The 25,269-nt window shown below is 58.5% G+C and carries 19 protein-coding genes; 4 read left to right on the top strand and 15 right to left on the bottom strand.

Annotated elements, in window-relative coordinates; translation table 11 throughout:
* Positions 1–131: 131 nt before the first annotated feature.
* The 6 genes from XH98_RS38475 to XH98_RS38450 form a co-directional block, all read right to left on the bottom strand.
* On the bottom strand, positions 132–1,979 hold the full coding sequence (locus XH98_RS38475) for an ABC transporter ATP-binding protein (protein ID WP_271621679.1): 1,848 nt from the start codon (positions 1,977–1,979) through the stop codon (positions 132–134).
* A complete protein-coding gene (locus XH98_RS38470) occupies positions 1,976–2,971 on the bottom strand; it encodes a glycosyltransferase family 2 protein (protein WP_271621678.1) in 996 nt (331 codons plus the stop codon). Before XH98_RS38470 ends, XH98_RS38475 begins: the two co-directional genes overlap by 4 nt.
* A complete protein-coding gene (locus XH98_RS38465) occupies positions 2,968–5,898 on the bottom strand; it encodes a trifunctional glycosyltransferase/class I SAM-dependent methyltransferase/polysaccharide deacetylase (RefSeq protein WP_271621677.1) in 2,931 nt (976 codons plus the stop codon). Before XH98_RS38465 ends, XH98_RS38470 begins: the two co-directional genes overlap by 4 nt.
* Positions 5,895–7,013: a glycosyltransferase family 2 protein gene (locus tag XH98_RS38460; protein WP_271621676.1), complete on the bottom strand. Its 1,119-nt coding sequence runs from the start codon at positions 7,011–7,013 to the stop codon at positions 5,895–5,897. Before XH98_RS38460 ends, XH98_RS38465 begins: the two co-directional genes overlap by 4 nt.
* Positions 7,014–7,067: 54 nt before the next feature.
* Complete coding sequence (gene galE / locus XH98_RS38455) at positions 7,068–8,051, bottom strand: UDP-glucose 4-epimerase GalE (protein WP_220004010.1); 984 nt, start codon at positions 8,049–8,051, stop codon at positions 7,068–7,070.
* Positions 8,052–8,342: 291 nt separating this feature from the next.
* A complete protein-coding gene (locus XH98_RS38450) occupies positions 8,343–8,729 on the bottom strand; it encodes a hypothetical protein (protein WP_271621675.1) in 387 nt (128 codons plus the stop codon).
* Positions 8,730–8,979: 250 nt separating this feature from the next.
* Between XH98_RS38450 and XH98_RS38445 the strand changes: the two genes are divergently transcribed.
* On the top strand, positions 8,980–9,978 hold the full coding sequence (locus XH98_RS38445; protein ID WP_220004012.1) for a glycosyltransferase family 2 protein: 999 nt from the start codon (positions 8,980–8,982) through the stop codon (positions 9,976–9,978).
* On the opposite strand, the gene XH98_RS38440 is transcribed toward XH98_RS38445, so the two are convergent.
* Positions 9,967–11,163 (bottom strand): glycosyltransferase, encoded by a 1,197-nt coding sequence (locus XH98_RS38440; protein WP_271621674.1) that lies wholly within the window; start codon positions 11,161–11,163, stop codon positions 9,967–9,969. The genes XH98_RS38445 and XH98_RS38440 overlap by 12 nt on opposite strands.
* Before the next feature lie 108 nt (positions 11,164–11,271).
* On the opposite strand from XH98_RS38440, the gene XH98_RS38435 reads away from it, so the two are divergent.
* Positions 11,272–12,321, top strand: a complete 1,050-nt coding sequence (locus XH98_RS38435; RefSeq protein WP_220004014.1) for a glycosyltransferase family 2 protein — start codon at positions 11,272–11,274, stop codon at positions 12,319–12,321.
* 63 nt (positions 12,322–12,384) lie between these two features.
* On the opposite strand, the gene XH98_RS38430 is transcribed toward XH98_RS38435, so the two are convergent.
* Positions 12,385–13,203 (bottom strand): glycosyltransferase family 25 protein, encoded by an 819-nt coding sequence (locus tag XH98_RS38430; protein WP_271621673.1) that lies wholly within the window; start codon positions 13,201–13,203, stop codon positions 12,385–12,387.
* Positions 13,204–13,500: 297 nt separating this feature from the next.
* Here XH98_RS38430 and XH98_RS38425 point away from each other — a divergent pair, with 297 nt between their 5' ends.
* Entirely contained in the window at positions 13,501–15,153 is a 1,653-nt protein-coding gene (locus XH98_RS38425) for a putative Ig domain-containing protein (protein WP_271621672.1), read from the top strand.
* Positions 15,154–15,163: 10 nt separating this feature from the next.
* Here XH98_RS38425 and XH98_RS38420 read toward each other — a convergent pair whose 3' ends face one another.
* Entirely contained in the window at positions 15,164–16,207 is a 1,044-nt protein-coding gene (locus XH98_RS38420) for a polysaccharide pyruvyl transferase family protein (RefSeq protein ID WP_271621671.1), read from the bottom strand.
* Positions 16,208–16,692: 485 nt separating this feature from the next.
* Between XH98_RS38420 and XH98_RS38415 the strand changes: the two genes are divergently transcribed.
* Positions 16,693–17,493, top strand: a complete 801-nt coding sequence (locus XH98_RS38415; RefSeq protein ID WP_220004018.1) for an FkbM family methyltransferase — start codon at positions 16,693–16,695, stop codon at positions 17,491–17,493.
* Positions 17,494–17,586: 93 nt separating this feature from the next.
* Here XH98_RS38415 and fcl read toward each other — a convergent pair whose 3' ends face one another.
* The 6 genes from fcl to XH98_RS38385 all read right to left on the bottom strand — a co-directional run bounded on the left by fcl (position 17,587) and on the right by XH98_RS38385 (position 25,142).
* Entirely contained in the window at positions 17,587–18,543 is a 957-nt protein-coding gene (gene fcl, locus XH98_RS38410; RefSeq protein WP_271621670.1) for a GDP-L-fucose synthase, read from the bottom strand.
* Positions 18,524–19,606, bottom strand: a complete 1,083-nt coding sequence (gene gmd / locus XH98_RS38405) for a GDP-mannose 4,6-dehydratase (protein ID WP_220004020.1) — start codon at positions 19,604–19,606, stop codon at positions 18,524–18,526. Before gmd ends, fcl begins: the two co-directional genes overlap by 20 nt.
* Positions 19,599–21,158 (bottom strand): lipopolysaccharide biosynthesis protein, encoded by a 1,560-nt coding sequence (locus XH98_RS38400; RefSeq protein WP_271621945.1) that lies wholly within the window; start codon positions 21,156–21,158, stop codon positions 19,599–19,601. The genes gmd and XH98_RS38400 overlap by 8 nt, the downstream gene beginning before the upstream one ends.
* A 13-nt stretch (positions 21,159–21,171) precedes the next feature.
* Positions 21,172–22,272, bottom strand: a complete 1,101-nt coding sequence (locus XH98_RS38395; RefSeq protein ID WP_271621669.1) for a glycosyltransferase family 61 protein — start codon at positions 22,270–22,272, stop codon at positions 21,172–21,174.
* A 181-nt stretch (positions 22,273–22,453) separates the two neighbouring features.
* Positions 22,454–23,998, bottom strand: a complete 1,545-nt coding sequence (locus XH98_RS38390; protein ID WP_271621668.1) for a glycoside hydrolase family 16 protein — start codon at positions 23,996–23,998, stop codon at positions 22,454–22,456.
* Complete coding sequence (locus XH98_RS38385; RefSeq protein ID WP_271621667.1) at positions 23,949–25,142, bottom strand: acyltransferase family protein; 1,194 nt, start codon at positions 25,140–25,142, stop codon at positions 23,949–23,951. Before XH98_RS38385 ends, XH98_RS38390 begins: the two co-directional genes overlap by 50 nt.
* Positions 25,143–25,269 lie beyond the last annotated feature (127 nt).

Genomic DNA, 25,269 nt, shown 5'->3' with positions numbered 1-25,269 from the left:
TGACGGCTGGAGATTTCTGCGGAGACACCGTAGTGCTACGGCCTCATGTGAAGTCCGCGCTGATCTGCAACAAGGACGCTCAAGGCAGTACCCGTCATTCACCGGGCGAGTGCGGAACACGCAGGTTCCGGTTAGGGAACCGTGTTCCGCATCCGATATAGGGCAACTTGATCTTGCGAAGTGCCCGTTACGCAGGCTCCTTGACTCGCCAGGACTTTCGCCGGAGGACCCTCAGCGCGAACCCGGCCGTTTTCAATGCACACCGCGTGGTCCGCATCGCGCACTGAATCCAGGCGATGTGTTATCAGCAACAAAGTTCGGTTCTTGAATTGTAGCTGGATCGCGCGTCGAATGCTGTCCTCGAGCGTCAGATCGAGCGCGCTCATCGCTTCGTCCAGGATGAGGAACTTCGGATTGCGCACGATCGCTCGGGCAAGACCAAGGCGCTGCCGCTGACCGCCTGAGAAGCGCAGGCCGTGCTGTCCGATCCAGGTGTCGTATTTGTCCGGCAAGGCCTCGACGACCTCTGAAATGCCCGCGACCCGCAGCGCCTGCCGAACCTCTTCCTCGGAGGCGTCGTTCTTGGCCATCCGAACGTTCTCGATCACCGTGCCTTCGACCAGGTCCACATCCTGCCCCGCAATCGCGAGCATGCCGAGCCAATCGGTTCGACGAACGTCTTCGATGGATCGCCCATCAACCCGTATGACACCCTCGTTGGCCGAATAGAGTCGCAACAATAGATTTACGATCGTGGTCTTGCCCGCCCCACTGGCTCCAATGAGCGCAGTGGTCTTGCCCGCAGGAATGTCAAACGAAGCATCCAAAAGAGCGGGCTCGGTACCGGCATCATAGCGGAACGTCACGTTGCGAAATGAGATGCCGTTCTCCAGTTTAGCCACGGCCACGTGCCCGGCGTTCGGGTACTCCTTGTCATCTGTCGACAGCATGTGTCTGATGGACCGAAGCTGCGGCTCGATCTGCGCCATATACAGCAAGTTCCCTTCGAGATCTCGCATATGCGGCTGCAATCGATAGAGCAACGCGACCGCGGTCAGGCTCGTCGCGAAGCCGATTCCCCATAGATCAGCGAACGCGATTACGAGAAACAGCACGAAAAGATACCCCACCTCCGTCAGAGGCGAGACCAGGGCGGATAGGCGCGCAAGGCGCAGCGCGACCTGTCGGGCCTGCGCCGAAGCCTGCTCGAAGCGCTTTTGGTGACTCTCCTCCTGGCCATACGCGCGGATCGTGCGCATGCCCTGGAGTGTCATCAGCATATGCTCACCCAGCTTTTGATGAACCAGCTTTACGCCGGCGCCCAACTGCTGCATTGGCAGCGAAAGATGGCGCAATCCCGCCGATATGATCATCGAGGCGACGAGGGCGACGACCGTTACCTTGATCGAGAGCGCCAACAGAAAGGACGCGAAGAGAAAAACCGAACACGAACTCACGACAATGCGGGTAAGACTGGCATATGCCCCGGAGATCACCCATGTCTCGGTTCCCAACACCTCCATGAGATAGGCTTCGTCATGGCGTTGGAAGAACGAATACGAAGTTGACAGATACTGCAGATGAACGCGGTTGCGCGCGACTTCATTGATCTTCTCTCCGACACGCGCACTGATCAATGTGTTGATAAAGGAAAGAGCACCGCGAGCAATGATGAGAAGGAGCAGCACGACAGCAGTTTCGGTCGAGCTGTGAAACCAGTTCGCCGCATATCGAAGCGCTTCGCCCAGCAGGCCGCTGGTCGACGTTGCAAGCTCTACCTGACCCATGGCGAAATAGAAGAACAGGAGCACGAGAGTAATCCCGACCGTCTCCGCCAACGATGTCGCCAGGCCAAGGACAATCAGCGCGGGCGTCACCCAGCCGGGCAGTGGAGCAAGCTTGAGCAGCTTGAACAGTTCGACCAATGCAGCGCGGCGAGCAGATCTCGGACTTCGTGTGTTGTTCGCGTGCTCTGTCATTGCAATTGACTCGGATCGCCGATGGCAAATAACGAAGCCGGTGGTCGGACCACCTTGCGACGCTGATGCCGCCATTTCCACCGGACTTCCAACACGGTATCCCGTGGCACATCGTGCACGGCGACCCTGAGCGCGAGCAAGGGATTCCGTCTGAAAAGCTGTCCAAGGATTGAGATGAAGTAGCACAAGTGACCGCCCGTCAGAGCTCTCCGAAGCAGCCAACGCGCATAGTTTCTGAAGCCCAGGTCGAGGAGCGCCGTGCGCTCTGGGTGCCGCGCCATGATCTCATCGGCGACCAGCATCCACGACCGGAACATCCGGGGCATGTTGCTTGACATGTTGTTCGGAAGATAGCGGTAGCCGATCTGGTACTCGGGCACGACCGCGAAGTGGTACGCCTCCGCGACACGGCAATAGAACAGCAGATCTTCGCAGCCTTCTGCCCCCGACGCCCTGAGGCCGCTCTCGAAACCTTTTGCAGCTATGAGGGCTTCCCGGCGAACCAGCGCCGAGCTGCCGTTGCCTATGAAATTTCCCTGACAGAGATAGTCCAGCACCTCGCCCGCATGAAAGACGGGATCGGACCTGGCACTTACGCGACTATCGGCATCGATCCAGTCATACCAGCTGTAGACCAGACCAGTCCGCTCTCCTGCCTTAAGCAAGGCTTGAAGCTGTTGCTCAATCTTGCGAGGCGTCCAGAGATCATCGGCATCAATGAACGCGACGAAGTCCGCGCGCGCGGCCTGCCAGCCCGCATTCCGGGCGGCCGCCACCCCTGCATTACGCTGTTCTATGATTGTTACGCGAGAATCCTGAACCAGATGCCGCTGGACAACTGCGACCGTGTCGTCTGTGGAGCCGTCGTCCACGACAATGATTTCCAGCTCCCGGTGCGACTGGGACCTTACGCTGCGAAGCGTCTCATCGATCGTTGCACTGGCGTTGAAGGCGGGAATAACCACACTGATCAGCAGCGCACCGCTACTCATTGATACTGCTCCAGGCAGCGCGCGAATGTGTCCAGCGTGAAATCGCCTCTGACCTCAATTCGCGGCAGGTCCAACAGATCGTCCTTCAGTGTTGCAGCCCGGTTGACCGTGTTGAACACGGTCCTGTAGCCGCATTCGGCTGCGAGAATTCCAAGCCGCTGATTGGTAGAGCCAAAAGGCGCAGCAAGCGACGTTATCGATCGCCCAAGCCATCGCTCCAACTGTGCACGAGATCGCGTCAGTTCCTCGGCGAGAGTCCAGGTCGCAAGTTCCTGGCTGCGCGGGTGGCTCGCCAAATGGCTGCCAAAGGATACGCCCTCGGCGGCCAGCCCGGCGATCCCGGCCGCATCGAGCAGCGAAGCGGGCTCTCCAAACGGCGCATCCCATTCAGCCCACCTTCCCACGAAATCGGTCGCAATGAACACCTCTGCCGAGAAATCGTTTGCCTGCAAGATCGGCCATGCATACTCGGCAAAGTCCTGGTAGCCATCGTCGAACGTGATCAGCACCGGCCTGCCCACGAACGGATGATTGCTTGCTACGAACCAGGCGAGCTGATCCGAATTGATCGTGTGGTAGCCATTGCGGCGAAGCCACAGCATCTGTTGCCCGAACGCATCCGGAGACAAGCGGTACCGCGCCAGTTCGTCTGGTCCTTCTGTCGCAATTCGGTGATACATCAGGACCGGAGCGTGCGCTCGTCTTTCGGATTGCGCGACGTCAAACCTGCGCGCCACGGCCCCGCCCCACACGATGGACCGCGCACCCTCGAGCTCAATCGGCGCGTCGATAGTCGCGAATTTCACCTGTATGTCAGGGGCGGCTTCGCCCGGGACTAACCGCTTGAACCGATCGATACGGTACAGCTCCGTCTCGATCGATGTATCCAGGGCGAGCCCGGGCACGCCCTGGATAATCCGCCTAATCGTCTCCGCCCCATACGGACTCTCCCAGTCGAGGCCCGTTCGCGATATGTTGTCCTTCAGCACAAAGGCATGGGCCGCCACCAGGTGACCGCCAGGACGCAGCGCCTGCACCAGTCGCTTCGCGACCGATTCCAGTTCGGCCTCGTCGTTAAGGTAGTAAAGGACCTCGGAGCAGACGATCAGATCGATATCCTGTGGGAGCGGATCGGCGGATAAATCCAATTGAGAGAATTCGATATTCTGATGCCCATTGCATCGGACACGGGCGCGATCGAGCGCCTTGGTCGAGATATCGGCGGCTCTGAGGCGCTTGACCCTGGGTGCCAATTGCCGTGTGAAATGTCCCTCCGCACACGCAAGCTCAAGCGCGTGATCCACTGGCTGGTCCGGCAGGAGCTCGAGCTGCCGGCTATACTTTTCCTGTTCATACGGCGAACCGTAGTTCCAGGGATCCTCTTGCTCGAAGAAACCCTCCCAAAATTTCTTGCGTGTGGTGTCTCGAGATCTTCTGGCACATCGCATAGGACTGCTCGAAGCGGAGATGCCCGAGATGGCTCGCGACCGCGCCTCACGTGAGGCCCGCGAGGCCAACTCGCGTAGCCGCCCCCGGTGAGTATCTCGGCCGTCTCGGATGAAGGATTGAAGTCGTTCTGTCCGCTTGTGGAGTGCGATTTTTGCCCGAATCAGCCTTCCGATCTGGTCTTTCACCTGCAAATGAACGAGGCCATGGGCGGCCAGCGCGATCCAAAACCGGTTGTTGACGGTGCCGAGGGCACCAATATCGAGCAGCGTCAGGATGCGAGGCCCGTCACAGAGATAGACATACAATCGATCGACAGTCCCGATCGGCCTGATGGTATCGATACGGCGAAGGTCAACGCGCGTGCCGAACGTCAACGTGAGGACCCTGGGCGCCGAAAGGTCGTCATAATCGAGCACTTTTCGCTCAAAGCGGTATTGACACTTTCGCGCTGCCGCCGGGTCGCTCCATGCGTGCCCCATTGCTGAAATGAGGTGGGTTACGCCCTTCCCGTATTGCGGCCACCGTTCCGCCAGCTTGGCGGGCACCGTTCTTGCCCCGACCATCACGGCATCGAGCAAAACAGAGGCAACGAAGTCCGCTGTTGTCTCGGTCTTTGGAATGTCGCTGAGCGTTTCCGGCGATGGATCGCTGGCATTCCTGCGGCCGCAGTCAAATCCGGCACACCAGAGGGCGAAATACGCGTACGCCGCCGCGACGCTGCCGTATGCAGTTGACGCTCCAGCTTGGTGTGCGGGTGCCGGCTCGCTGACGCGGTCGTCACTCGAAAATCCGCGCGCAATGACCCCACGCGCGTCGGCCAGCATCCGTTTGACATCTTGCGTCAGTGAACGGTCGCTTGTCCGGTAATAGCTCAATTTCTCGTCGACATGGATCCACCTGCCGCCGCAGCGGGCGATCCGTTGCCACAGGTCCCAATCTTCGCACGTGCGGAGGCTGGTCTCAAAGCCACCGACCTTTGCAACCGCGCTCTTCAAGACGAGCACGCCATGGATGAACGTGGCACACGTCCGAGCGAAACGCTCGAAGGCGTTGTCCTGGATGGCCGGATCGCGGCGAACGGAAATTTCACTGCCGTCAGGCATAACCCGGCAACAGTTGCAGTAGGCGGCCACCGCCGAGGAATCGCGATCCAGCGCAGCATTCATCAGCGCAAGGAAGGATCGATCAATCCAATCGTCACTGTCCAGGAACAGTATTCGTTCGCCGCGCGCGCTTGCAATTCCCTTGTTGCGGGCACCGGAAGCGCCTACTCCGTCAGACTGCAGAACCCGAAAGCGGGAATCCCGCGCCGCATATTCAGCAACGATCTCGGCCGTGGCATCGATCGAACCGTCATCCACGACAAGCGCCTCCCAGGAGGGGGCGCTCTGCGCGAGCAGGCTGACAAGCGTTTCAGCAATGGTTCCCGCAGCGTCGCGGGCGGCGATCACGATGGACGTACGCGGATGGGCTGTCATCTGCGAAACCTTTGGCGATGATAGAACAGCAATCCGGCGAGATATCCGGTCACTTCCTCCTTCAGGAAGCGGTCGCGAATGCTGTCTCCTTCCATTGCTTTTCGGAGTAGCCGAGCGAGGTACCAACGCGGCTTGTGATAGTAAGCCAGACGCCGGTTCGCCGAGATCCCCGTTCGCTCATACTGCACCAAAAGTGCGGCCGCATGACCGCGCATGTAATGATAGATCTGGCTGGCCAGTCCATCCATTGTCCTGCGGTGAAAATGGAATGCGACTGACGCCGGGGTGTAACGACACGTGTAGCCGCCCGCGAGCAATCGATACCAGTACTCCGAGTCGCCCGAGCAGCCGGCCTGACCGACGTCCAGGCGCTCATCAAAGAGCCCGACGGCCTGAAACACCTCGCGCCGGAACGCCATGCTCGCTCCGGCGCCGACGTCCCACGCGGGCAGGACCTGGCCGTGATGCGATCGGAAGGCTGCGCTGTCGTAATCCTGTTCGCGATAGCCCTTGCCAAATCCCCAATACGTCTCGAAGTGCCGTTGCGCCTCGGTCGCGAGCTCGGCGGGAAGCACAAGCCCAGTCACCGCACCGACCTCGGGAGAGTCAAACGCACATGTCAGTTGCTCCAGCCAGCGCGGGTGAAGCAGCACATCGTCGTCCGTATAGGCGACAATATCTCCAGTCGCCTGGAGCGCGCCGGCATTGCGCGCAATGTCCAGGCCAGGTCGGTCCTCCCGAATATAGGTTACTGCCGCGGCCAACGCGACATCCCGGGTCCGCCGATCGCGCGATGCATTGTCTACGACAATGATTTCTCGCGGAGGATGAGTCTGTTGCGGCAGCGACGACAAGCATTTGCTCAGCTCGTCCGGACGGTCTCGCGTGCAGATCACCACGCTCGCCGAGAGCATCATTTTCGTCGAGGTTCGCACGTTGGAATCGACGGCTGACAGGAAGGTGTTGTCGATATGATCGATCCTGGCGTCCGTTATCTGGCCTTCATGCATCAGCACATGGCCGATCGGCTGGTCGGCGCGCCAGAACACCGTCATGCCCTCGTTCAATGTCGTTTCCGCAACATCGGACGCCGACGTCACGGAGACGTGCGCCACGCCTCTTCCCAGTCCAATTCCTGCGAATGGGGTATCGATCATTTTCGTGCGAAATTATGCCGACGGGTTGCTATCGCTCCACCTCAGTGCAGTCTCAATAATGAAGTCGATCTCGGATTGCCGCGGGCTCCAACCGAGCTCCCGCTTGGCTTTGGCAAAGGAAGCGACGAGCGTGGGCGGGTCGCCCGCGCGGCGTGGGCCGCGGCGGACGACCGGATCGTTTCCGGAGACACGCCTCACTGCCTTTATTAGTTCGAGCACACTCGTGCCAACCCCTGTACCGAGATTGAAGACATGAGTACCGCCTCGCGCCACCAGCATGTCACCTGCGAGAAGGTGCGCCTGCGCCAGGTCGTTGACGTGGATATAGTCCCTGATTGCACTGCCATCCGGCGTCGGAAAGTCCGTTCCCAGAATGGTGAAAGGCCGATCGGGTCGGCGCACAGCTTCGATCGCCAGCGGAATGGCATGCGTTTCCGGTTCGTGGCGCTCGCCGATCTCTCCGTCCGGATCACAGCCCGCCGCGTTGAAATAGCGCAGCGAAACCGACGACATCTCGTACGCGCGGCCAAAGTCCTCCAGCATGCGCTCGATGATCATCTTGGACCAACCATAGGGATTAATCGGCGCCTGCGGATGTGTTTCGTCTATCGGCGTGTGCTGGGGAATTCCGTAACTGGCGCACGTGCTGGAAAAGAGCACGCGCGAACAACCGGCCGCTCGCATTGCCTCCAGGAGTGCAAGCGTTCCTCTCGTGTTATTGTCGTAATAGATGGCGGGATCAGCCACGGATTCGCCGACATAAGCCAGTGCCGCAAAGTGCGCGACAAGGTCCGGCTTGTAGGTGTCCAGCGCTGCGCGCACGCCGGCTGAATTGCGAATATCGCACTCGACCAACGGTCCCCAGCGCACCGCATCGCGCCAACCTCGGGAAAGATCGTCGAGCGTCACGACATTCCAACCCGCCATCGCAAACGCCTTGCAGCAATGCGAGCCGACGTAGCCGGCACCGCCGGTGACCAGAACGGTCTTTTTCATCTCGCCGCGCCCGCGCGTTGCGCATCGATCGGAGCTGGGACACTACCGATATTTGTCGGGCCGGCGAAATCGCTACGCTTCCTTATCAACCTTCGCGCCAACAACACTCAACTCCTTGTCACGAAGCATGAACTTGTTCTCAATCTCCAACCTTCCAAACTCCATTAATTCATATCTAGATGGATTGTGGCTTCATTCGTACGATCGAACGGCGGCGCGCAGACGCGTGAAGCTGCCACGCGCAGTTGCAAAGGACCGAAACGGTGCAATCCGTGGATTGATGCTGCGAAACTATTGCTTCGCTGCGGTCTCGACCGCGGGATAGAAACGCGCCCGATGCGCTTCCGATAGAACCTGTCCCGTCGATGATTTCACGAGGGCGGTCCATTCATACACACCCGGCTTGCAAGGACCAAATGTCCGGATCGTCCCCGATGGCACGACGCCATTGCTCGGAACCGGAACGTTCTGGCCTCCCATTTCGCGAGTGCCTTCTGCAAGTGTGAGCGTCATCGATGTGGCACCGGCGGGAATATTGCGCAGACGCATCTCAGGATTTGGGAACAGCGTGACACAGCCGCGTGCCCCGTTCCATGAAAAATCCAACGTCATCGGATCGGCCGATGCGGGATGACAGGCCGCCAGCAACAAAGGGAAGCCAACAATAACAGCTCTCACATATTGCTCCGGTCAGTCTCGCTTCCGATCTTCGAGCGATCGGTGCACGCACTATTCACGATTCACGCAGAAGAGATCGCCCATTTTAAGGCGCCATCGGTAAGCCCACTTGCAACCGATGCATCAAAGGAAGCAGTCACGAGTTGGCCATTCTTTTGACGGACCGTCGGGACGTCCTTTGGCGTGCATCAACGACCATTCCCGCGCTTGCCAACGGATTGAGCAAACAATGGCAATTGGCAGCTAAACCGTGTCCAGAAACGTCCTGATCGTCGTACCCGTTTTGAACGAGGCTTCCCATATCGAGACCGTTGTCCGCAATCTGGCGCGGGACGGTCTCGACGAAGATCGCATGATAGTGGTTGCAGATGGCGGCAGCACCGATGGGACGCCTGACATTGTTCGCCAGCTTGGCAAGGAGATTCGCGGCGTCCATCTGTTGCGCAATCCCCAGCGGCTGCAGAGTGCCGGGATCAATCTGGCCGTACAAGTCTATGGTGCTGCGGCGCAGGTCCTGGTGCGGTGTGACGCCCATTGCGAATATCCAGCGGATTATGTTTCGAGCCTCCTCAAGACTCTGGACGAGCGCAAGGCCGACTCGGTCGTGGTCCCCATGGACTCTCGTGGCGAGGGTTGCTTGCAGAAAGCCGTCGCCTGGGTCTCGGACACCAAGGTCGGTTCGGGCGGATCGGCACATCGCGGCGGAAAGCAAAGCGGCTTTGTCGATCACGGGCATCATGCCGCGATGACCATCGATGCGTTTCGCACGGCCGGTGGTTACGACGAAACCTTCACTCACAATGAAGATGCAGAGTTTGACTGCAGGCTGCGTGCACTCGGCGGCCGGATTTTTCTGGATTCGGACATCCGCCTTTCATATCGACCGCGGTCGAGCTTTCTGAGCCTGGCGAAGCAATACTTCAACTACGGGCGTGGTCGATCGAGAACGGTGAGACGGCATCCAGGATCGTTGCGACTGCGTCAATTCCTGGTGCCCACTCATGTTGCATTGACGCTCGGCGCCATCGTGCTGTCGCCGGCTGCGCCGCTGCTGTTGACCTTGCCGGCGGCCTATCTGGCGATACTGGCCCTGACCGCAATGTTGATTGCAGTAAAACATCGCTCAATTTGCGGGCTGCTTGCACTGCCGGCCGCCGCCGTGATGCACTTCGCGTGGGCACTTGGCTTTTTCTGGGGCATCCTGTCGATCCGCCAGACCACCTGGCAGATGACCCCTTCAGTTTCCTGAACGCTGCAGAACCTGGGCACTGGCCGGCGCGTCCACACGCCGGCCGGCCTTCGCATAGGCGGCCTCGGTCAGGCGGGCAATCGAGGTCCACGTCGGCACGGAGTCGCGCAGATCCAGCATTCCTTGACCCTTGGCGTTTCGATAGTCGGGGTCGCTGATCAAGCGCTCGAGCGACCGGGACAATGCGGCGGGATCACCTGGAGGAACGAGCGTCCCCTCCGCCCGATCGCTCAGCCATTCCGAAAACGTTCCAAGGTTCGAAGCGACGATCGGACGTCCCGCCGCTATCGCCAGCATCAGCACACCGGATGCGTCGATATCCCGGTACGGAAAAGCCAGGATGTCAGCGCGCGCGACCAGCGAGGTCACTTCGTCTTCCGGAATGAACCGGAGGTCGAATTCGACATGGTCTTCGAGCTGCAGATCCTTCACCATCGCAAACAGCGGCTCCATCGGCATTTCCGGCCAGCCCACGATCTTCACCACGCAACGTGCCCTGACCTCTCGGGGAAGCAATGCAAGCGCGCGAAGCATGACGTCGACGCCCTTGTAGGGCTTTATCTTGCCGAACAAGAGTATTTGAACGCGGCCGTCCGCGGCCGCGGACTCGTCGGCAGGTCGGGCGATATGATCCGTCAGCAATCCGTGCGCGATAACTGAAATCTTCTCGCCCGGAATACCAACGCGCAGCAGGCGATCACGTGCAACGGTCGTATGAACGATAAGATGGTCGAAGCAATGCAGAATCTTGAACGCCCCGATTCGCTGTATCCGCGAGCTCGGATTGTTATTGAACGGATTCGAGTCATGAACGGTCAGAACCGTTGGCGCGACCCTCCTGAACTTGGGAATGAACTGGCTGTCGACGATCGCCAGGGGTGCCCATTGAAAATGGATCACATCGGGCGGCGTCTTCCTGAAGCGCCTGATCAGCCGTGTCATTGATTCAGCGTGACTGAGTCCCTTCAGCCCCAGCTGCACGTTGCGCGGAAGTTTCTTGAAAAAGCGCGACTGCAATCCCGGGTAAAAATGCCGGTCAAGAAACAGGTCTTCATCAACGGAAGGCTTCTGCCCAAGCTGGCGCCCGACAATGCTGGCTGCATGCCCAATATCGGTCAATCCTTTGGCTAATTTAAGATCATATGGCCAAGTAAACAGTGACGGATCAATCAGAGCGATTTTCATGCGATTGCCTCACCAATCATGCTTTGCGGACTGTGAAATTACTTCTGGCCCATCAAGGCATGGATTGATAGCCTCTTTTGCCACCTGCAAATTTGTGAGCGACACACGTTGAAGATCAGCATCGTCATAACAGTCTACAATTACGAACGGTATGTCGGATTGGCAATCGACAGCGCGTTGAATCAGACCCGTCCGGCGGACGAGATCGTCGTCGTCGACGACGGATCAATCGACGGTTCCCGCCGGATCATCGCCGGCTATGGTGACAGGATTCGAGCCATATTTCAGGCAAATCAGGGCAACATCGCAGCATTCGAAGTTGGGTATCGCGCAGCGACAGGCGACGTACTGCTGTTCCTCGATGCGGATGACATCCTGATGCCGACGGCGGTCGAAAACGTTGCTGCGCACTGCCGCGAAGGTGTTTCGAAAGTTCAGTTCAATCTGGACATCATCGATGGCGCCGGCAGGCGACTTGGGCGTTCGTTCTGTGCGTTTCCCAAATCCTACGCGTCGGAAGATGTGCACGCAGAATTTACCCGGTCGGGAACGTACATCTGGCCAGTCATGTCGGGAAATGCGTACTTCCGAGAGTTTCTTCGACAGGTCATCCCGCTCAATCCGCCCGTGGGATACGACGGCGCCCTCAACACGATCGCCCCTCTTTACGGAGACGTGGTCACGGTGCAGGAAACCCTCGGGCAATATCGGCTCCATGGCAGAAATATCAGCCGAAATGACGCGAAGGGCCGGGCGCAGCGGTTTCCGGATTTTCCCAGGCAGATCGGGTTCCGCATTGCAGAGTTCGACATCCTGAAGGCACATTGCGACAGGAAGTCCATGCACGTGCAAGCGGCACGGCCGATCGATAACGAGATCGTCTTTGTCAACTATCGCCTCGCGTCCCGTAAACTGGGACTGCGCTATGTTGGGCAGGACGCGGACACGTCGAGTTCACTTCTGCGCCGTGGGATATGGCTTGCGCTGACCACGACCACACATTGGCGCGCCGCCGCCTCTCATATCGTCTGGTTCACAGGGTTGTTCTTGAGCCCTTCCTGGCTTGCGTACCAGCTGATCATGCTCCGCTTCAACAGGGCAGAACTCCTGAGGCCGCTCGCCAGGTTCGGAAGTGTCGTCCGGCGCAAGCCCGCCTGAGCGGGCCACGGCGCAAACGTAGTCCGGCTCGTCAAATCTCGTGCCGCTTCCTCAAGGCGTCAATCACATGCTTTCGATCGTACGAATTGTCTCCGGCATTGGCGCGGAAAGACTGCTTGCGCCGGCGAGGCGGAGGCGAATCCGCCTGTCGGACTGTCGAAGGCGGATATTTTCCGACAGGCGCAGAACATATTCCTTTGATTTCCACGCAAACCGAGCCGCCCTGTCAAACGCAGTAGGCTCGCGGACCGACTCCGCCGCCTTTGCGATCGAAGATGACAGCGTCAGCTCAAGGCACGGAAAAGGAAACAAGGCATAATTGTGGAGGCCATTTGCCCAGAAGCGGTCCATCTCCCAGTCGATCGGCCGATGAATAGTTGTCACGCTGTCGATGAACCGACGCGCGGCATGGCCGGAGATCAGATAGGCCTGCGTTCCCATTGGCGCACGCTCAAACCGCACCAATTCCCGCTGATCCAGCCAGGCCACGTGCTTGCACGGCGCCATGTGTCGCCCATACAGCCGGAGATAGCCGATCTCGGCAGCCTTGCAGATGTCCGGAAGCGATCGGAAGCTGAACCCGGCATCGAGAATAACGTCGTCTTCGATCACAAGTGTCCATGAATTGTCGGCAGCTGACGCTGCCACTTGCGCCATGATGCTCATATGACTAGCTGCGCAGCCGATCTCGGCACGTGAAAGGCCCCTGCCCCAAAAGCGGATGGCCAGCGCCTCATCATATTGCGGGAGCCCCTTGGCGGGCACACGCAAGGCATCAAAGAAGGTCCAGGGAATCTCAAGCGACTCCAGATTTGCACTCGCGCGCTGGCGGCGCGCGGAACCGGCCAAGCTAATCGCCACAATTTTGAGATTGCTGCCCATTGATTGATCAGTCCGACGCGTTGATTGGGAACTGTATTGCACGTGATTTCCAAAACGATTACCGCGAACTTGTCGCTGCTGACAAGGACGCGGCACGCGCCCAGTGGCTGCCATCCTGGTGGCCATTTAACGGTCATTTTCGTAACGCACGGCGAAATCTGCGGCTACACCTAAAGCGACCGGCATTTCGGACGCCTTGCACCGAACCGACGGTTCCTCAGCGACGAGTGACTAGGTACCTGCCGAAACTCGCGGCGGTCTCGAGTAAGAGAGGCGTGGATGTCATCAAAGCGTCGAATGAACAGCACTATTGCAGCACTGTTCGTCGCATCATTGACTGTCATTGGCTCAGCCCTTTATCTTGGCCTGAGCAACGATGGTTTGCGACAGCGCCTGCAATTCATCCTGCTGTTTGAGGAACGCAGCCAAATCGTCGGCGGCGCGGTCATCGGCCAGAATGGCAGTGGGTTCTATGCGGGCTATACGCTGTCGTGGGGAGATGAATTCAACTCTCTCGATATCGTGGGTCCGGCAAACGCTCGCGGCAAGTTCTTCCCGACTGGCGCCTATCATCCGGGTATCCGCGGCAATACCACGTCGCTCGGGACAGCTTTTGATGCCGACCCGCTGACCACAGGCTACAAGGACCGCAACCGCGGCGTCGCGGTTGGCTTCGACAATATGTCGGTCTCCGGCTCGGTCCTGCGCCTCGCCGCGCGCAATGCAACAGCGCGCGAGCAGGCATTTCTTACGCCGACCGACCGATCCATCAACGGAGGCGTGCGGCCGCACCTCTCCGCGATGATTCATACCGCCGGGGCGTTTGCATACTACCCGACCACCAACGCCGTCATCATCGAGATGCGTGCCCGGTTCAGCCCCAGGCTTACAAATCCGGCCGGCTTTCATCCCGCGTTCTGGACCTATTCGGTCGCACCCGTGCTCAATCCAACCGGCAACGAGTGGGATCTGGAATGCAACTCCCAAGGGATGCACTTCAGCAATATTGTCCATACCTCGGGGGCAATCTCGACCGACAACACCGCCGGACCATTCGACTATATGGACGGCGCGTTCCATGTCTTCAGCTTTGTCTTTCGAAACGGTGGAAACACCCAACTCTACATCGATGGCGCGCTTCGATCCCAGTTTGCCGGCGTGGACTCCAATACCAAGGATATGCCCTCATTTGTGCTGCTGACGTCACACATATTCAATAACACGTTCGCGGGCGAGGCGTATGACGCCGCAGCATGGGCCAGGTCGGCGACCGGCGCCTATCTCGATGTCGACTGGATCCGCGGCTGGCGGACGACAGGCGTCAAGCATTGGAAGCCGCTGGTTTCGGTCGCAGACCTCAATGTTGACTACGACGGCAATGGCAAGATTGTGCTCCCGGACGCGAGGGTCCTCTGGGGTGATGCAAGCGTTACCGAATTCGTCCAAGTCATACCCTATGACAGCTCCGAACCGGACATGACGGAGCAGACAACCTTTACGCAATTCCCGGAAGGAATTTCCTACGATGCGGTGTCGCGCACGATCAAGGCGGACTTCACCGCCGGCAAGGGTAATGCCGGACGGTCTCATGTCGTCGTTTATGGCTACAAACCTGACGGCTCAACGATGGAGCCAGTGCGATTCTCCATCAATCGCGGTCCGCGCGTGACGACCGGCCCCCTTTCAGCCGCCGCAAGCGACAGCTACCACCACGATGTCTATGGGGAGTGCGATGTCGGGGTCATGATGCCGAAGATCTTGTCCGTCAAAGGACTGCCGCGGGGGCTCTCCTTTGACCGATCCACCGGACTGATCAGCGGCGGCCCAACGGCAACAGGGGTCAGCAAGCTGACAATATCCTGCGCAAACAATGCGGGCCAGACAACAGAGAGGACGACGACGTTCACCGTCCACGCGCGCGATGCGGCGAGCCGCCCGGACGGAGGATGATGCTCGACCTTCAACCTTGATCCCCCGGGGCGGAACCGCCAAGAAATTTTGCGAGGGCCTCGGCCACACTCGTGCTCAATGGCCGGCTCAACTTTTCGAAGGGCTTGCTCCAGGCATCGACAAAGGTGCTGATTTTCCCATAATTGTTGTCAAGGACCGAGTGCGGCACATTCAACAACACGCAAAAAATGTGCGTGTGAAGCCGGTCCGTGATCACATAGGCCGACGATCCAACTTGTCTCATTCCGCGGGCTACACGGTTCGACGCCAGAAGGTGAAACCAGCGAATACGCACGTCGAGCCCTGACGGCTTCCTGCCCTTGAGCACGAGGAGCGCCGTCTCAAGCAGCGCCTTCACAAACAACCACTTTCCCAAGCCTCGTTGTTCGACGAGCCAGTCCTCGACAACTGCAACGTTTGGGAGCGGAGGGAAACCTTTTCGCTCCACCTTCTCGTGATCGGTTCGGAGCAGCAGCAACAATTTCCTGGTTATTGCTGCTGGCGAGCTCTGCGCCCCCAGACAGAACGCCATGTCCGGACAGAGATCGGCGGGCGCCGTAAATTCCTTTGTCGCGATATTCAAACTTTGCACATCGCGGACTAGAATCCGGAACTTTTTATGCGAGTTGATGATGTCCGCGGCGCGCTTGAGACTTGCCGCCGAGGAGAAGTGTATGGTTTGCGGCAATTGGATGATCTGGCGATCCGGAAACTCCGATAGAAGCCTGAGCCGAAACTCCTGATGGCTGGGCCACAGGTCGCCGAAATTGCCCCCACCATGGATAAGGATAGGTCCGGCAGGAACGGCTCTTTCAAACTCTTCCTTTGACCAGGTGTCATAGGTGCAGACGTAGGACGGTGCTCTGCCTAGCTTCTTCTGCAGATAGGTCTCTTCACCCAACCATATGGCGCTGTCGCCCACATTCGAGTGGTTGGGGAAATCCACCAGCGCAAAATCCTCGACGCCCTCCAGATGAGGCCCGATGACCCTGTCGATTTCATTCTGTAACTCGGTAATGAGGGAACGAGAGTCCTTCATGGGCTTTTCGGCCATCGTTCTGAGCTCTTCGGCGCCACCGGTCGCATCACAGCATCGAACCGCTTCTGATGCATCACCCAAACTTCGCATTCGACAAACCCACTTCTGCCATTGCGCGCGGCACCCGCTACGGTTGCGCGAAAGACTTGACCGCAACGCCGGACTTTTGCGCTGCCGAGCTTCCCGCGTCGGTCATTCGATCTTTCGCACTCAGCCGGCTTCTGCCTCTAACACGCGTGCTCCCTCGGCGTCCCTGCCGATGCGGAAGCTGACCGGGTTCCAGAGCACGGAATAGATCGGCTTAGCAGCCAAAAGGCAAGTCTCGGCAACGCCGCCTTAGCGACAACACCGCACATATTCATGACAAAAATCGAATCTATTGAAGTCCTAAGGCAGGCAAATGTGTTCATCGCAACGAACATAGGCATCGAGCCTACGGGAGCGCCGCTTCTTGCAGCAAGCCCGCACCCAGGTGCGTTAGCGAGTTCGGAGTGAACTGCATGATTGGTTTGTTGAAAGACTACGTAAAGGCACGCCTGCTCGATAACGACTTTATGATATCCGGCACCTCAAAGGAGGAGGAGCTCAGGGAGTTCTTCCGGGACCTTTTCCCTGTCGTGACGGACAAGAAGTTGATTCGACTGGGCGGATTGGCTGATGGCGGCTATCTGGTTCCGGACGACCTGGATGGATGCGTCGGCTGCTTTTCACCGGGCGTCTACAACGTCTCTGACTTCGAGCTCGGCCTTGCCGAACGCGGCATCCCATGTTTCCTCGCTGACTTCTCGGTGGATGCACCCGCGATCCACAATGACCTCCTCGATTTCGAAAAGAAATTCCTCGGAAACGAAAACAATGCCAAGTTCATGACTCTCGAGAACTGGATGTCGAGAAAGGGCCCTCACACCGGCGACCTCATCCTCCAGATGGACATTGAAGGCGGCGAGTACGAAGTTCTCATTGAAACGAGCTGGGAGTACTTGAAGCGCTTCAGGATCATAATCATCGAGTTCCATTCCTTGGACAGAATTCTCAATCCGATCGGACTCAAGCTGATCGGCGCTGTTTTCAAGAAGATCACCAAGCACTTCGACGTCGTACACATTCATCCAAACAATTACTTCAAACCCATCGAATACAGGGACTTCAAGGTCCCGCCGACCATGGAATTCTCATTCTTGCGCAAGGATCGCGTTTCTCGCCGGACGCCTGCGAGAAGGTTTCCTCACGACCTCGATAGGAGAAACGTCGCAAACAGGGATGATGTCGTGCTGCCGAAATGCTGGTTCGCTCCGGAGTGATCGCCCCCGTGGCCGCGCCGATGAATCGCGCCAGCCGCTGACAACGGGCGCGCGGATGCGCGACCGTTGGCTCGCAATTGCGAGGCGCGGTCCCTACTCCCCCGCCTGACGGTTTTCGCTGAGATATGCCTGATACGCCAACTTGAGCCCATCCTCGAGCGAGGTCTTGGCCCGCCAACCCAGCTTCGCCAACCGATTGACGTCGAGCAATTTGCGTGGAGTGCCGTCGGGGCGCGAGGTGTCAAAGCTGATCTCGCCGGAATAGCCGACGGTCGCCGCGACTAGGCGTGCAAATTCGGCGATCGCAATGTCCACGCCGGTGCCGATGTTGACGAGCTCGCCGCTCGAATAGGTCTTCATCAGGTGGATGCAGGCGTCCGCCAGATCGTCGACAAAGAGGAATTCGCGTCGCGGCGTGCCGGTGCCCCACACCACGACGTTCTTCGCCCCCGACGTCTTGGCCTCATGGAAGCGGCGGATCAACGCCGCGACGACGTGGCTGTATTCGGGATGATAGTTGTCGCCGCGACCGTAAAGGTTGGTCGGCATCACACTGATGAAGTTTGAATCATACTGGTTGCGATAGGCCTCGACCATCTTGATGCCGGCGACCTTTGCGATCGCGTAGGGTTCGTTGGTTGGCTCCAGCGGGCCAGTCAGCATCGACTCTTCGCGCAGCGGCTGGACTGCCAGTTTGGGGTAGATGCAGGAGGAGCCAAAGAACATCAGCTTCTCGCATCGATTGACATGCGCAGCGTGAATGACGTTGGCCGCGATCGCGAGATTTTCGTAGAGGAACTCGGCGCGCAGCGTATTGTTGGCGACGATGCCGCCGACCTTGGCGGCAGCAAGGAACACTGCCTGCGGACGCCTTGCAGCGAACCATCTATCGACGGCGGCCTGGTCACGCAGGTCAACCTCGCTCCGCGACACCGTCAGCAGCTCGACATTTTCCGTCGCAAGCCGCCTCACCAACGCGGAGCCAACCATGCCGCGATGGCCGGCGACCAAGACGGTCTTGCCGGCAAGTTCAAATGGCTTGCTTGCCATTGGCAACCTCTCGCCTGGCCTCGAACAAATCGGAAGCCACCATTTCCTTGACCAGTTGCGCGAACGGGGTCCTGGATTTCCAGCCGAGCTTCTCGCGCGCCTTGCTGGGGTCGCCGATCAGGAGATCGACCTCGGTAGGACGGAAATAGGTCGGATCGATTCGCACGACGATCCTGCCTGACTTCTTGTCGATACCGGTTTCCTCGACGCCCTTGCCCCGCCATTCGACTTTGCGGCCGACTTCGGCAAAGGCGAGCTCCACGAACTCGCGCACCGAGCGGGTCTCCCCGGTTGCCAGCACGAAATCGTCGGGCCGGTCGGCCTGCAGGACCATGTGCATGCCTTCGACATAATCCCTGGCGTGGCCCCAGTCGCGCTTGGCCTCGAGATTCCCGAGATACAACGTCTCTTCGAGGCCCGTCTCGATGCGGGCAACGGCACGCGTGATCTTGCGGGTGACGAAGGTTTCGCCGCGGATCGGGCTCTCGTGGTTGAAGAGAATGCCGTTCGAGGCGAACATGCCGTAGGCCTCGCGGTAGTTCACCGTGATCCAATAGGCGTAGAGCTTCGCCACCGCGTAAGGGGAGCGCGGGTAAAAGGGAGTCGTTTCCTTCTGCGGCACTTCCTGCACGAGGCCGTAGAGCTCGGAGGTGGACGCCTGATAGAACCGCGTCTCCTTTTCCATGCCAAGAATGCGGATCGCCTCCAATAGCCGCAGCGTTCCGATCGCGTCAGCATTTGCGGTGTACTCCGGGCTCTCGAAACTGACCGCCACATGGCTCTGTGCAGCCAGATTGTAGATCTCGGTTGGCCGGGTCTGGTGCATCAGGCGGATCAGGTTTGTCGAATCCGTCATGTCGCCGTAATGCATCAGGAACGGCACATCGCCGACATGCGGATCCTGATAGAGATGATCGACACGGGCGGTGTTGAAGGAGGACGATCGCCGCTTGATGCCGTGGACGATGTAGCCCAGGCCAACCAGATACTCAGCGAGATAGGCACCGTCCTGACCGGTGACGCCCGTAATCAGCGCGACGCGGCGCTTCGACCTTTCATTCATATTGCTCACCCGACTGCTTAGTTATCATCGACGATTTTCCCATTTTCCCGAACCTGTTGGCGATTGCGCCGAGGATTCGCAGGATCTCACGCTCGGGCCCGGCCGGCGAGCCTGTCGCTCGCCAGACTCCAAAGAGTGACCCGACATAGGCAAGCGCGCTCACGAGAACAACAGCGATCAACCGAGTATAGACGTGAGACTCATGGCCAACAGATGTGATGAAGGCCAAATTGGTCAGAAGACCGACAATGATCATCGTGCAGGTGGACAAAGCGGTCCTCAGATTCACGAGAAATTGCCGGGACACAGAAGTGTCGATCAATTCGCGGACCAGGACCATGTTGTAGACGACACCGCCGAGCGTAACCGCCACGCGAGCCACCAGCAGGCCAAGTAACCCTCCCACCCACAGGCCCGCAACAATGACAGGCAGCCTCACGATCAGGATCGCAACGTCGCGATGAAATAACCTGCGCGTCTGCCCAAGAGCCAGACCAAGGGGTTGGACGGTCGCGCTGAGCGTATGCAACGCAATTGCACCACCGAGGAGCTGGATCACGATTGTCGCGCCTGCCCAGGCCTCACCCAGCACAAGCGGAACGAATTGATCGGCGATCAACGCGAAACCGAACCCGGCCGGAAAGGCGATCGCACACAGCACTGCTTGCGCCGACAGATAAGCTCGTTGAAGGGCGGCTTTTTCGTCCCTCAGCCTCACGAACGCGGGAAACAGCGTCCCGGCAAGCGGATTCGTTGCTTCTCGTGTCGGCGTCGCGGCCAGGTCGCTGCCCAGCACATATCCACCCAGGGCGGCTTTCCCGAGAAAATATCCAATGATGATCTGGTCGAAACGCCAGTTCAGCGTGCTGACGGCCTGTCCGAGCGATAGCCACACAGAGAACGAGAATAGAGAGCGGCTACCCTTTAACCGGAATTTCGGTCGGAACGGCTGGATCAGATAAGAGGCGACGACATCGATGAAGTTGGCGACGACAGCCCCGGCGATCAGCGCCCAGTAGCTCCTGAAGCAAATGGCGATCCCGGAGGAGACGAGGATGGTAGCGAGCGCCCGGCTGCTGCTCGTCACAAATTCCTGCCAGAAGACGAGTTGACGCTGCATCATCGCTAGCATCGGATTTCGAAGGCCGGATATCACGATCGAACAGCTCAGGACCAACAGGATCGGAATCAAACGTCCATCGCCGTAGGACAAAGACAGCGGATAAGCGAGCAACGACAGCAAGAGTGCGAGCAAGCAGGCGCGAGCCAGGCTCAACGTCCATGCGGCGTGGAATTGATCTTCACTTGGATCCTTATGGTGAATGAGCGCCGATGCCAGGGACAGTTCAGTCATCGACGTCAGAACAGCAATGATGGCCGTCGCGACGGCAACCAGGCCGAAATCCTCCGGCGTGAGCATCCTTGCCAATATGAGCATGTTCAGGAAGCCGAGACTGGCAACCACCAGCCGGCTCACACCGATCCAGGCAGCTCCGATGGCGATTGAATTTTTCGACAAAGGGAGCGCCGTACGCGCACCATTAGCGACCATTTTCAATGCTCGTTCATTGACAGATGGCCTCCAGTGCGCGCTCGAAGATGTCAGGCGCAACCTCGAAATCGAATGGACTGGGCCCAAACGCTCCCTGCGGGCGCGTTCCCTGGCTATCCCCCACGATGTAAGAATAGTCCGCGCCGGCGGACGTTGCGATCGTGTAGTAGTAGGGATGCACGTGGTCTGAAGGGATCAGCTCCAGGACTTTCGTTCCAGGCGAGCAGAATACGAGATTGGTCAGCCCCGCACCATGTGGGCCAACGACAATCGAGCATTCCGAGAAAAACGCCGCTTCATCCTCAACGTCATCAAAGTCGTAGATCTCGAAGCCGAACTTTTTCAGTGCAGGCATCAGCTCTTCTTCGTTGGCAATCTTCCTTTGTCCTTTGCGCGGAACGTATACGCGCCTGTCGTGACGAAGCGGCGACTTGGCTACCTGTAAGCGGAAGAACTCCGTAAGCCATCGCGCATAGTTCCGTCGCAAGCCTGGAAACGAAGTGCCGATTACGAGATCGGCCTGGATATCCTCCTTGGCTGCCCACACGCACTTGTGCATTGGAATTCCAAGCCGGCGAACGAGTTTGGCTGCCGTTTCGGACCCTGGCTTGGGCAAATAGACCCAATCGACATCATCGAGCGACAGGCCACTTTTCTGAAATAGCGCCAAGCGTCCCAGGCAGTCGAGCAGGAAGTGCCCATAGTTTCCTCCGGCGAAATCACTCGCCAGCGAGAGACAGGTGCCGCTTAGCGGCAGCGGCGTCCCGTAGGCAATTGATCGCGGATGGCGCGAGAACGACGATCCGTACCAGGTGCTCTCGTAGAGCAGCGATCCATCCTCCGTCACGAGCCAGCCGTCGGGACCGAGGATGCGGGCCTTGTCCAGGCGGAGAATGCCTAGCTCGGGCATTCTGTTGTCAACGCTTTCACCGAAACCTGCGTCGCGGCTGCCGAATCGAACCGGCGCCTTCCGCGCCAGTACCTCTTCCTCGACGGCAGTCAGCCAAGTATGCGGATGTTCACTTCGCCACGTGCGATGATCACAAAGCCGGCTCGGGCTGCCGCGCAATGCACCACGGAGGATTTGCCTGACGGCGCGAACCTTTGAGTTCATGGACGACTACCATTGCAAGAGACGCTGACCGTGACAGGCAAGCCCGCATGACGGCTCACCTGCCACGTGCCAAAGCAAAATTCAGACCGACCTTCGGACAGCGCGCCGATCGCAATCAGCGGTACTCGGCTTGATCCAGATCAGACGGAGCTTAATGCCACCTTTGGATGCACCCCTCCGATCAGCGGCGCACATGCAGCGACAATAGACGGCAAGATCTGGCTTTTTTTGGTTGGATCACCGTGGTGTCGCAAGCAACTGGGACTTCTTTGGGGCCGACCTCGCCCGCGACTTCAGCCGTCAGTTTGCTGCCCAACAGATAGTTCCCTTCACGCGGCACGGCCGGCAGCGCAAATTCGATCACGCTGACGCCATCTTCCCCTTCCTTGCGAGAGACCTGTTGCAGCGGCTTCTTTGCCGATGCGACCATGACGCCGGTTGTTTCATCGAAGACGTAGGCATGAAGCGTTCGATCTGTCGGATAGTCGTTCGGAATCTTGATCGGAATTTCGATCTTGAGCGGATCGGTTGTGCTCAGTGACAGTACCCCAGCATCCGGCTTCTTATCCGCTACCACATTCGTAACATTAAGGAATGTCGGCTTCGGCATGTCGTTGAGCGCCGCCCTATATCCAAATTCATTCGGATCCGGCGTCACGTCGCTCGGGCCGCATTTTCGGCTTCCCCGCTCAGAGGACGTGAACTGGCAGACGCGAACGTAGTCGATCTTGAACGTCTGCGGAAAAGCCGCGTCATCGATCCCGTGCCGGCCGGCCCAGGCTGCTCCGCCGATGGCGAAATTAAGATCGATGTGCGCCGGCGGCCCCAACTGGCCGTCCTTCCTGAGCCACTGATACATGCGCGTGTAGACGAGACGGCCGTCCCAGAAGAACGAAATGCGGTCAGGCGCCCAAACGAAGCCAGCAATATGCCAGTCCTTGTTCAGATCCTCCTTGCTGACCATATCCTGGAACCTGAGCACGAACGAGCTGTCCAGATACGTGTAGGACTGCGGCGTCCACTTATCTTTACTCATGGCATTCGAGTGCAGCATGTTCGGCTTGTCTTCCACGCCATTGATGACGTACTCGAAAATGTCGATCTCCGGCGGATGCCAGAACTTTCCATCGATGTCGTAATCGGCTTCGAGCCAGAATGCCGGCCACGATCCCCGCGCATTCGGAAGAAAGACCCGCGCTTCATAGTAGCCGTAGTAGAATGTCTGATGGCTCCGGATCATCGCGGAATCGAACGTGTCCGCCCCCTCATTCTTTTTTGCAGTAAGATTCAGCGCACCTTCGGACACCACGTGGTTGTCGCGGTAGCGCTGCTTTTCATCGTTGAAACGATCCATCGTTTCGTTGTTGTAGATGTATCGGGTAGCCCATTTGGTTCGATCAAGCTTGTCGCCGTTGAACTCATCCGAAAAGACCAGCTCCCAGCCAGCGCACCAGGCCGGCGTCGCGGATCCGAGTGCAACGACTATCGAGGCGGCACAAAGGACTTGCCTGCGCACGGCTGCGATCATCAACGAGGTCCTTTCGGTTCGGCTGTTAGCCCGGCCGGGAAACGCTGTGCCGGTCCAATGCACAAAGACGATGGCAACGGTGACGCTGCCACGTCGCAAGCCGGCACAATCAAGCGCACGGCTCTGCGGCTTTTTCCCGAATAGACAGTCAACTTGCGATCGTTTTGGGGCGCTGACTGGTCGAACAATCAAGAACATTTGACTGTTCCCCGATCAGGTTCCCTCCCTGAGTGCCGTTGAGTGCTTGAATGATCGGCCGGACGGCCGGTTTCGCTTCCGAAGCCCTATCGAGCCGTTTTCGAATCTGTCCCGTCACCTTCACTTCAAGGACGCGATGGCTGATCGTTGCAACGATAAGCGACGGCGGAAGCGAGACCAGCAGGAAAACCAGTTGCGATCCGCTCCCCAATGCATCGACCATGCCCGTTCGATACATGATCAGCTTGACCCCGGCCATGACGATCGGCGGCCAGAGATAAAAACTGAAGCTGACCGTTCCCAGCCACTGCATCACCTGCCAACGCAACATTCTTCCGAACAGACCGTTTCCTCGGGACATGCCTAGCAGGAAAATAGTCCCGAAGACGCCACCAAGAACAACAAATGGAAAAGCAGAAATCCAGTCATGGAATGACAAATATGCTGGCGTGACAAAGCCAACGTAGTCTGTTGCGCTGGCAAGCTCTAGGCCTCTCCAGACCGTCAGGAACAGCACGAAGAAGATCGCCGGGTACTTTGCCAGGGATTGCAACAAGGTCGAGGATAGGTACTTCTCCGCGATGAGCACGCCACCAATCATCAGGAGCGCGCGTGGATAGTACACGAGCAAGATCAGCGAACTGACGGCTAATGCCAGGGCCAGCGGCCGACTGACGCCGCTGGTCAGGAAAACGACAGCACATACTGCATAGAACAGGAATTCGTATCCGAGCGACCACGCGGCGGGATTGATGTGGATGATGTCAATAAATGGAGGCGGCGCCAATAGATTTGCACCAACCAGCAGCAGACTTGGACCCTTTCCTGAAAGCCAGCCAAAAATCGCGATCGCGAACACGGTCGCCCAGAGCACAGGAAGAATCCTCGCATAGCGATCAAGAATAAAGGTCACGACCGAGGATGCCCGATACAGGCTTGGCAGAATCACGATTCCACTGATTCCGAAGAAGAACTCGACACCGAATTTTCCGGTCTGCAGGGCTTCTCCCAACAGGCCCCTGGCAGACAGATCGAACGTGGGTAGTCCGGAATGAACGACGTGATAGACGAATACCATGAGGCAAAACAAACCTCTGGCACCATGAACGTAAGGGTTAAATCTTGCGCTCGTGTCGTGTTCCATGTGGGAAGTCACTACAGGCTCAAGTATAGAGGGTGAACAGCCTCACGAGCGAGGCCAAGATCGACCGCGATCGTTGCCCTGCGCTCAGACGTACCCCCCAACCGAGGCGCCAAGAAGCAGTAATCGA

The sequence above is a fragment of the Bradyrhizobium sp. CCBAU 51745 genome (assembly GCF_028128715.1).
GTDB classification, from domain to species: domain Bacteria; phylum Pseudomonadota; class Alphaproteobacteria; order Rhizobiales; family Xanthobacteraceae; genus Bradyrhizobium; species Bradyrhizobium manausense.
Note: the sequence above shows the minus strand (reverse complement) of the source record. Positions and strands in the feature narration are given on the sequence as shown.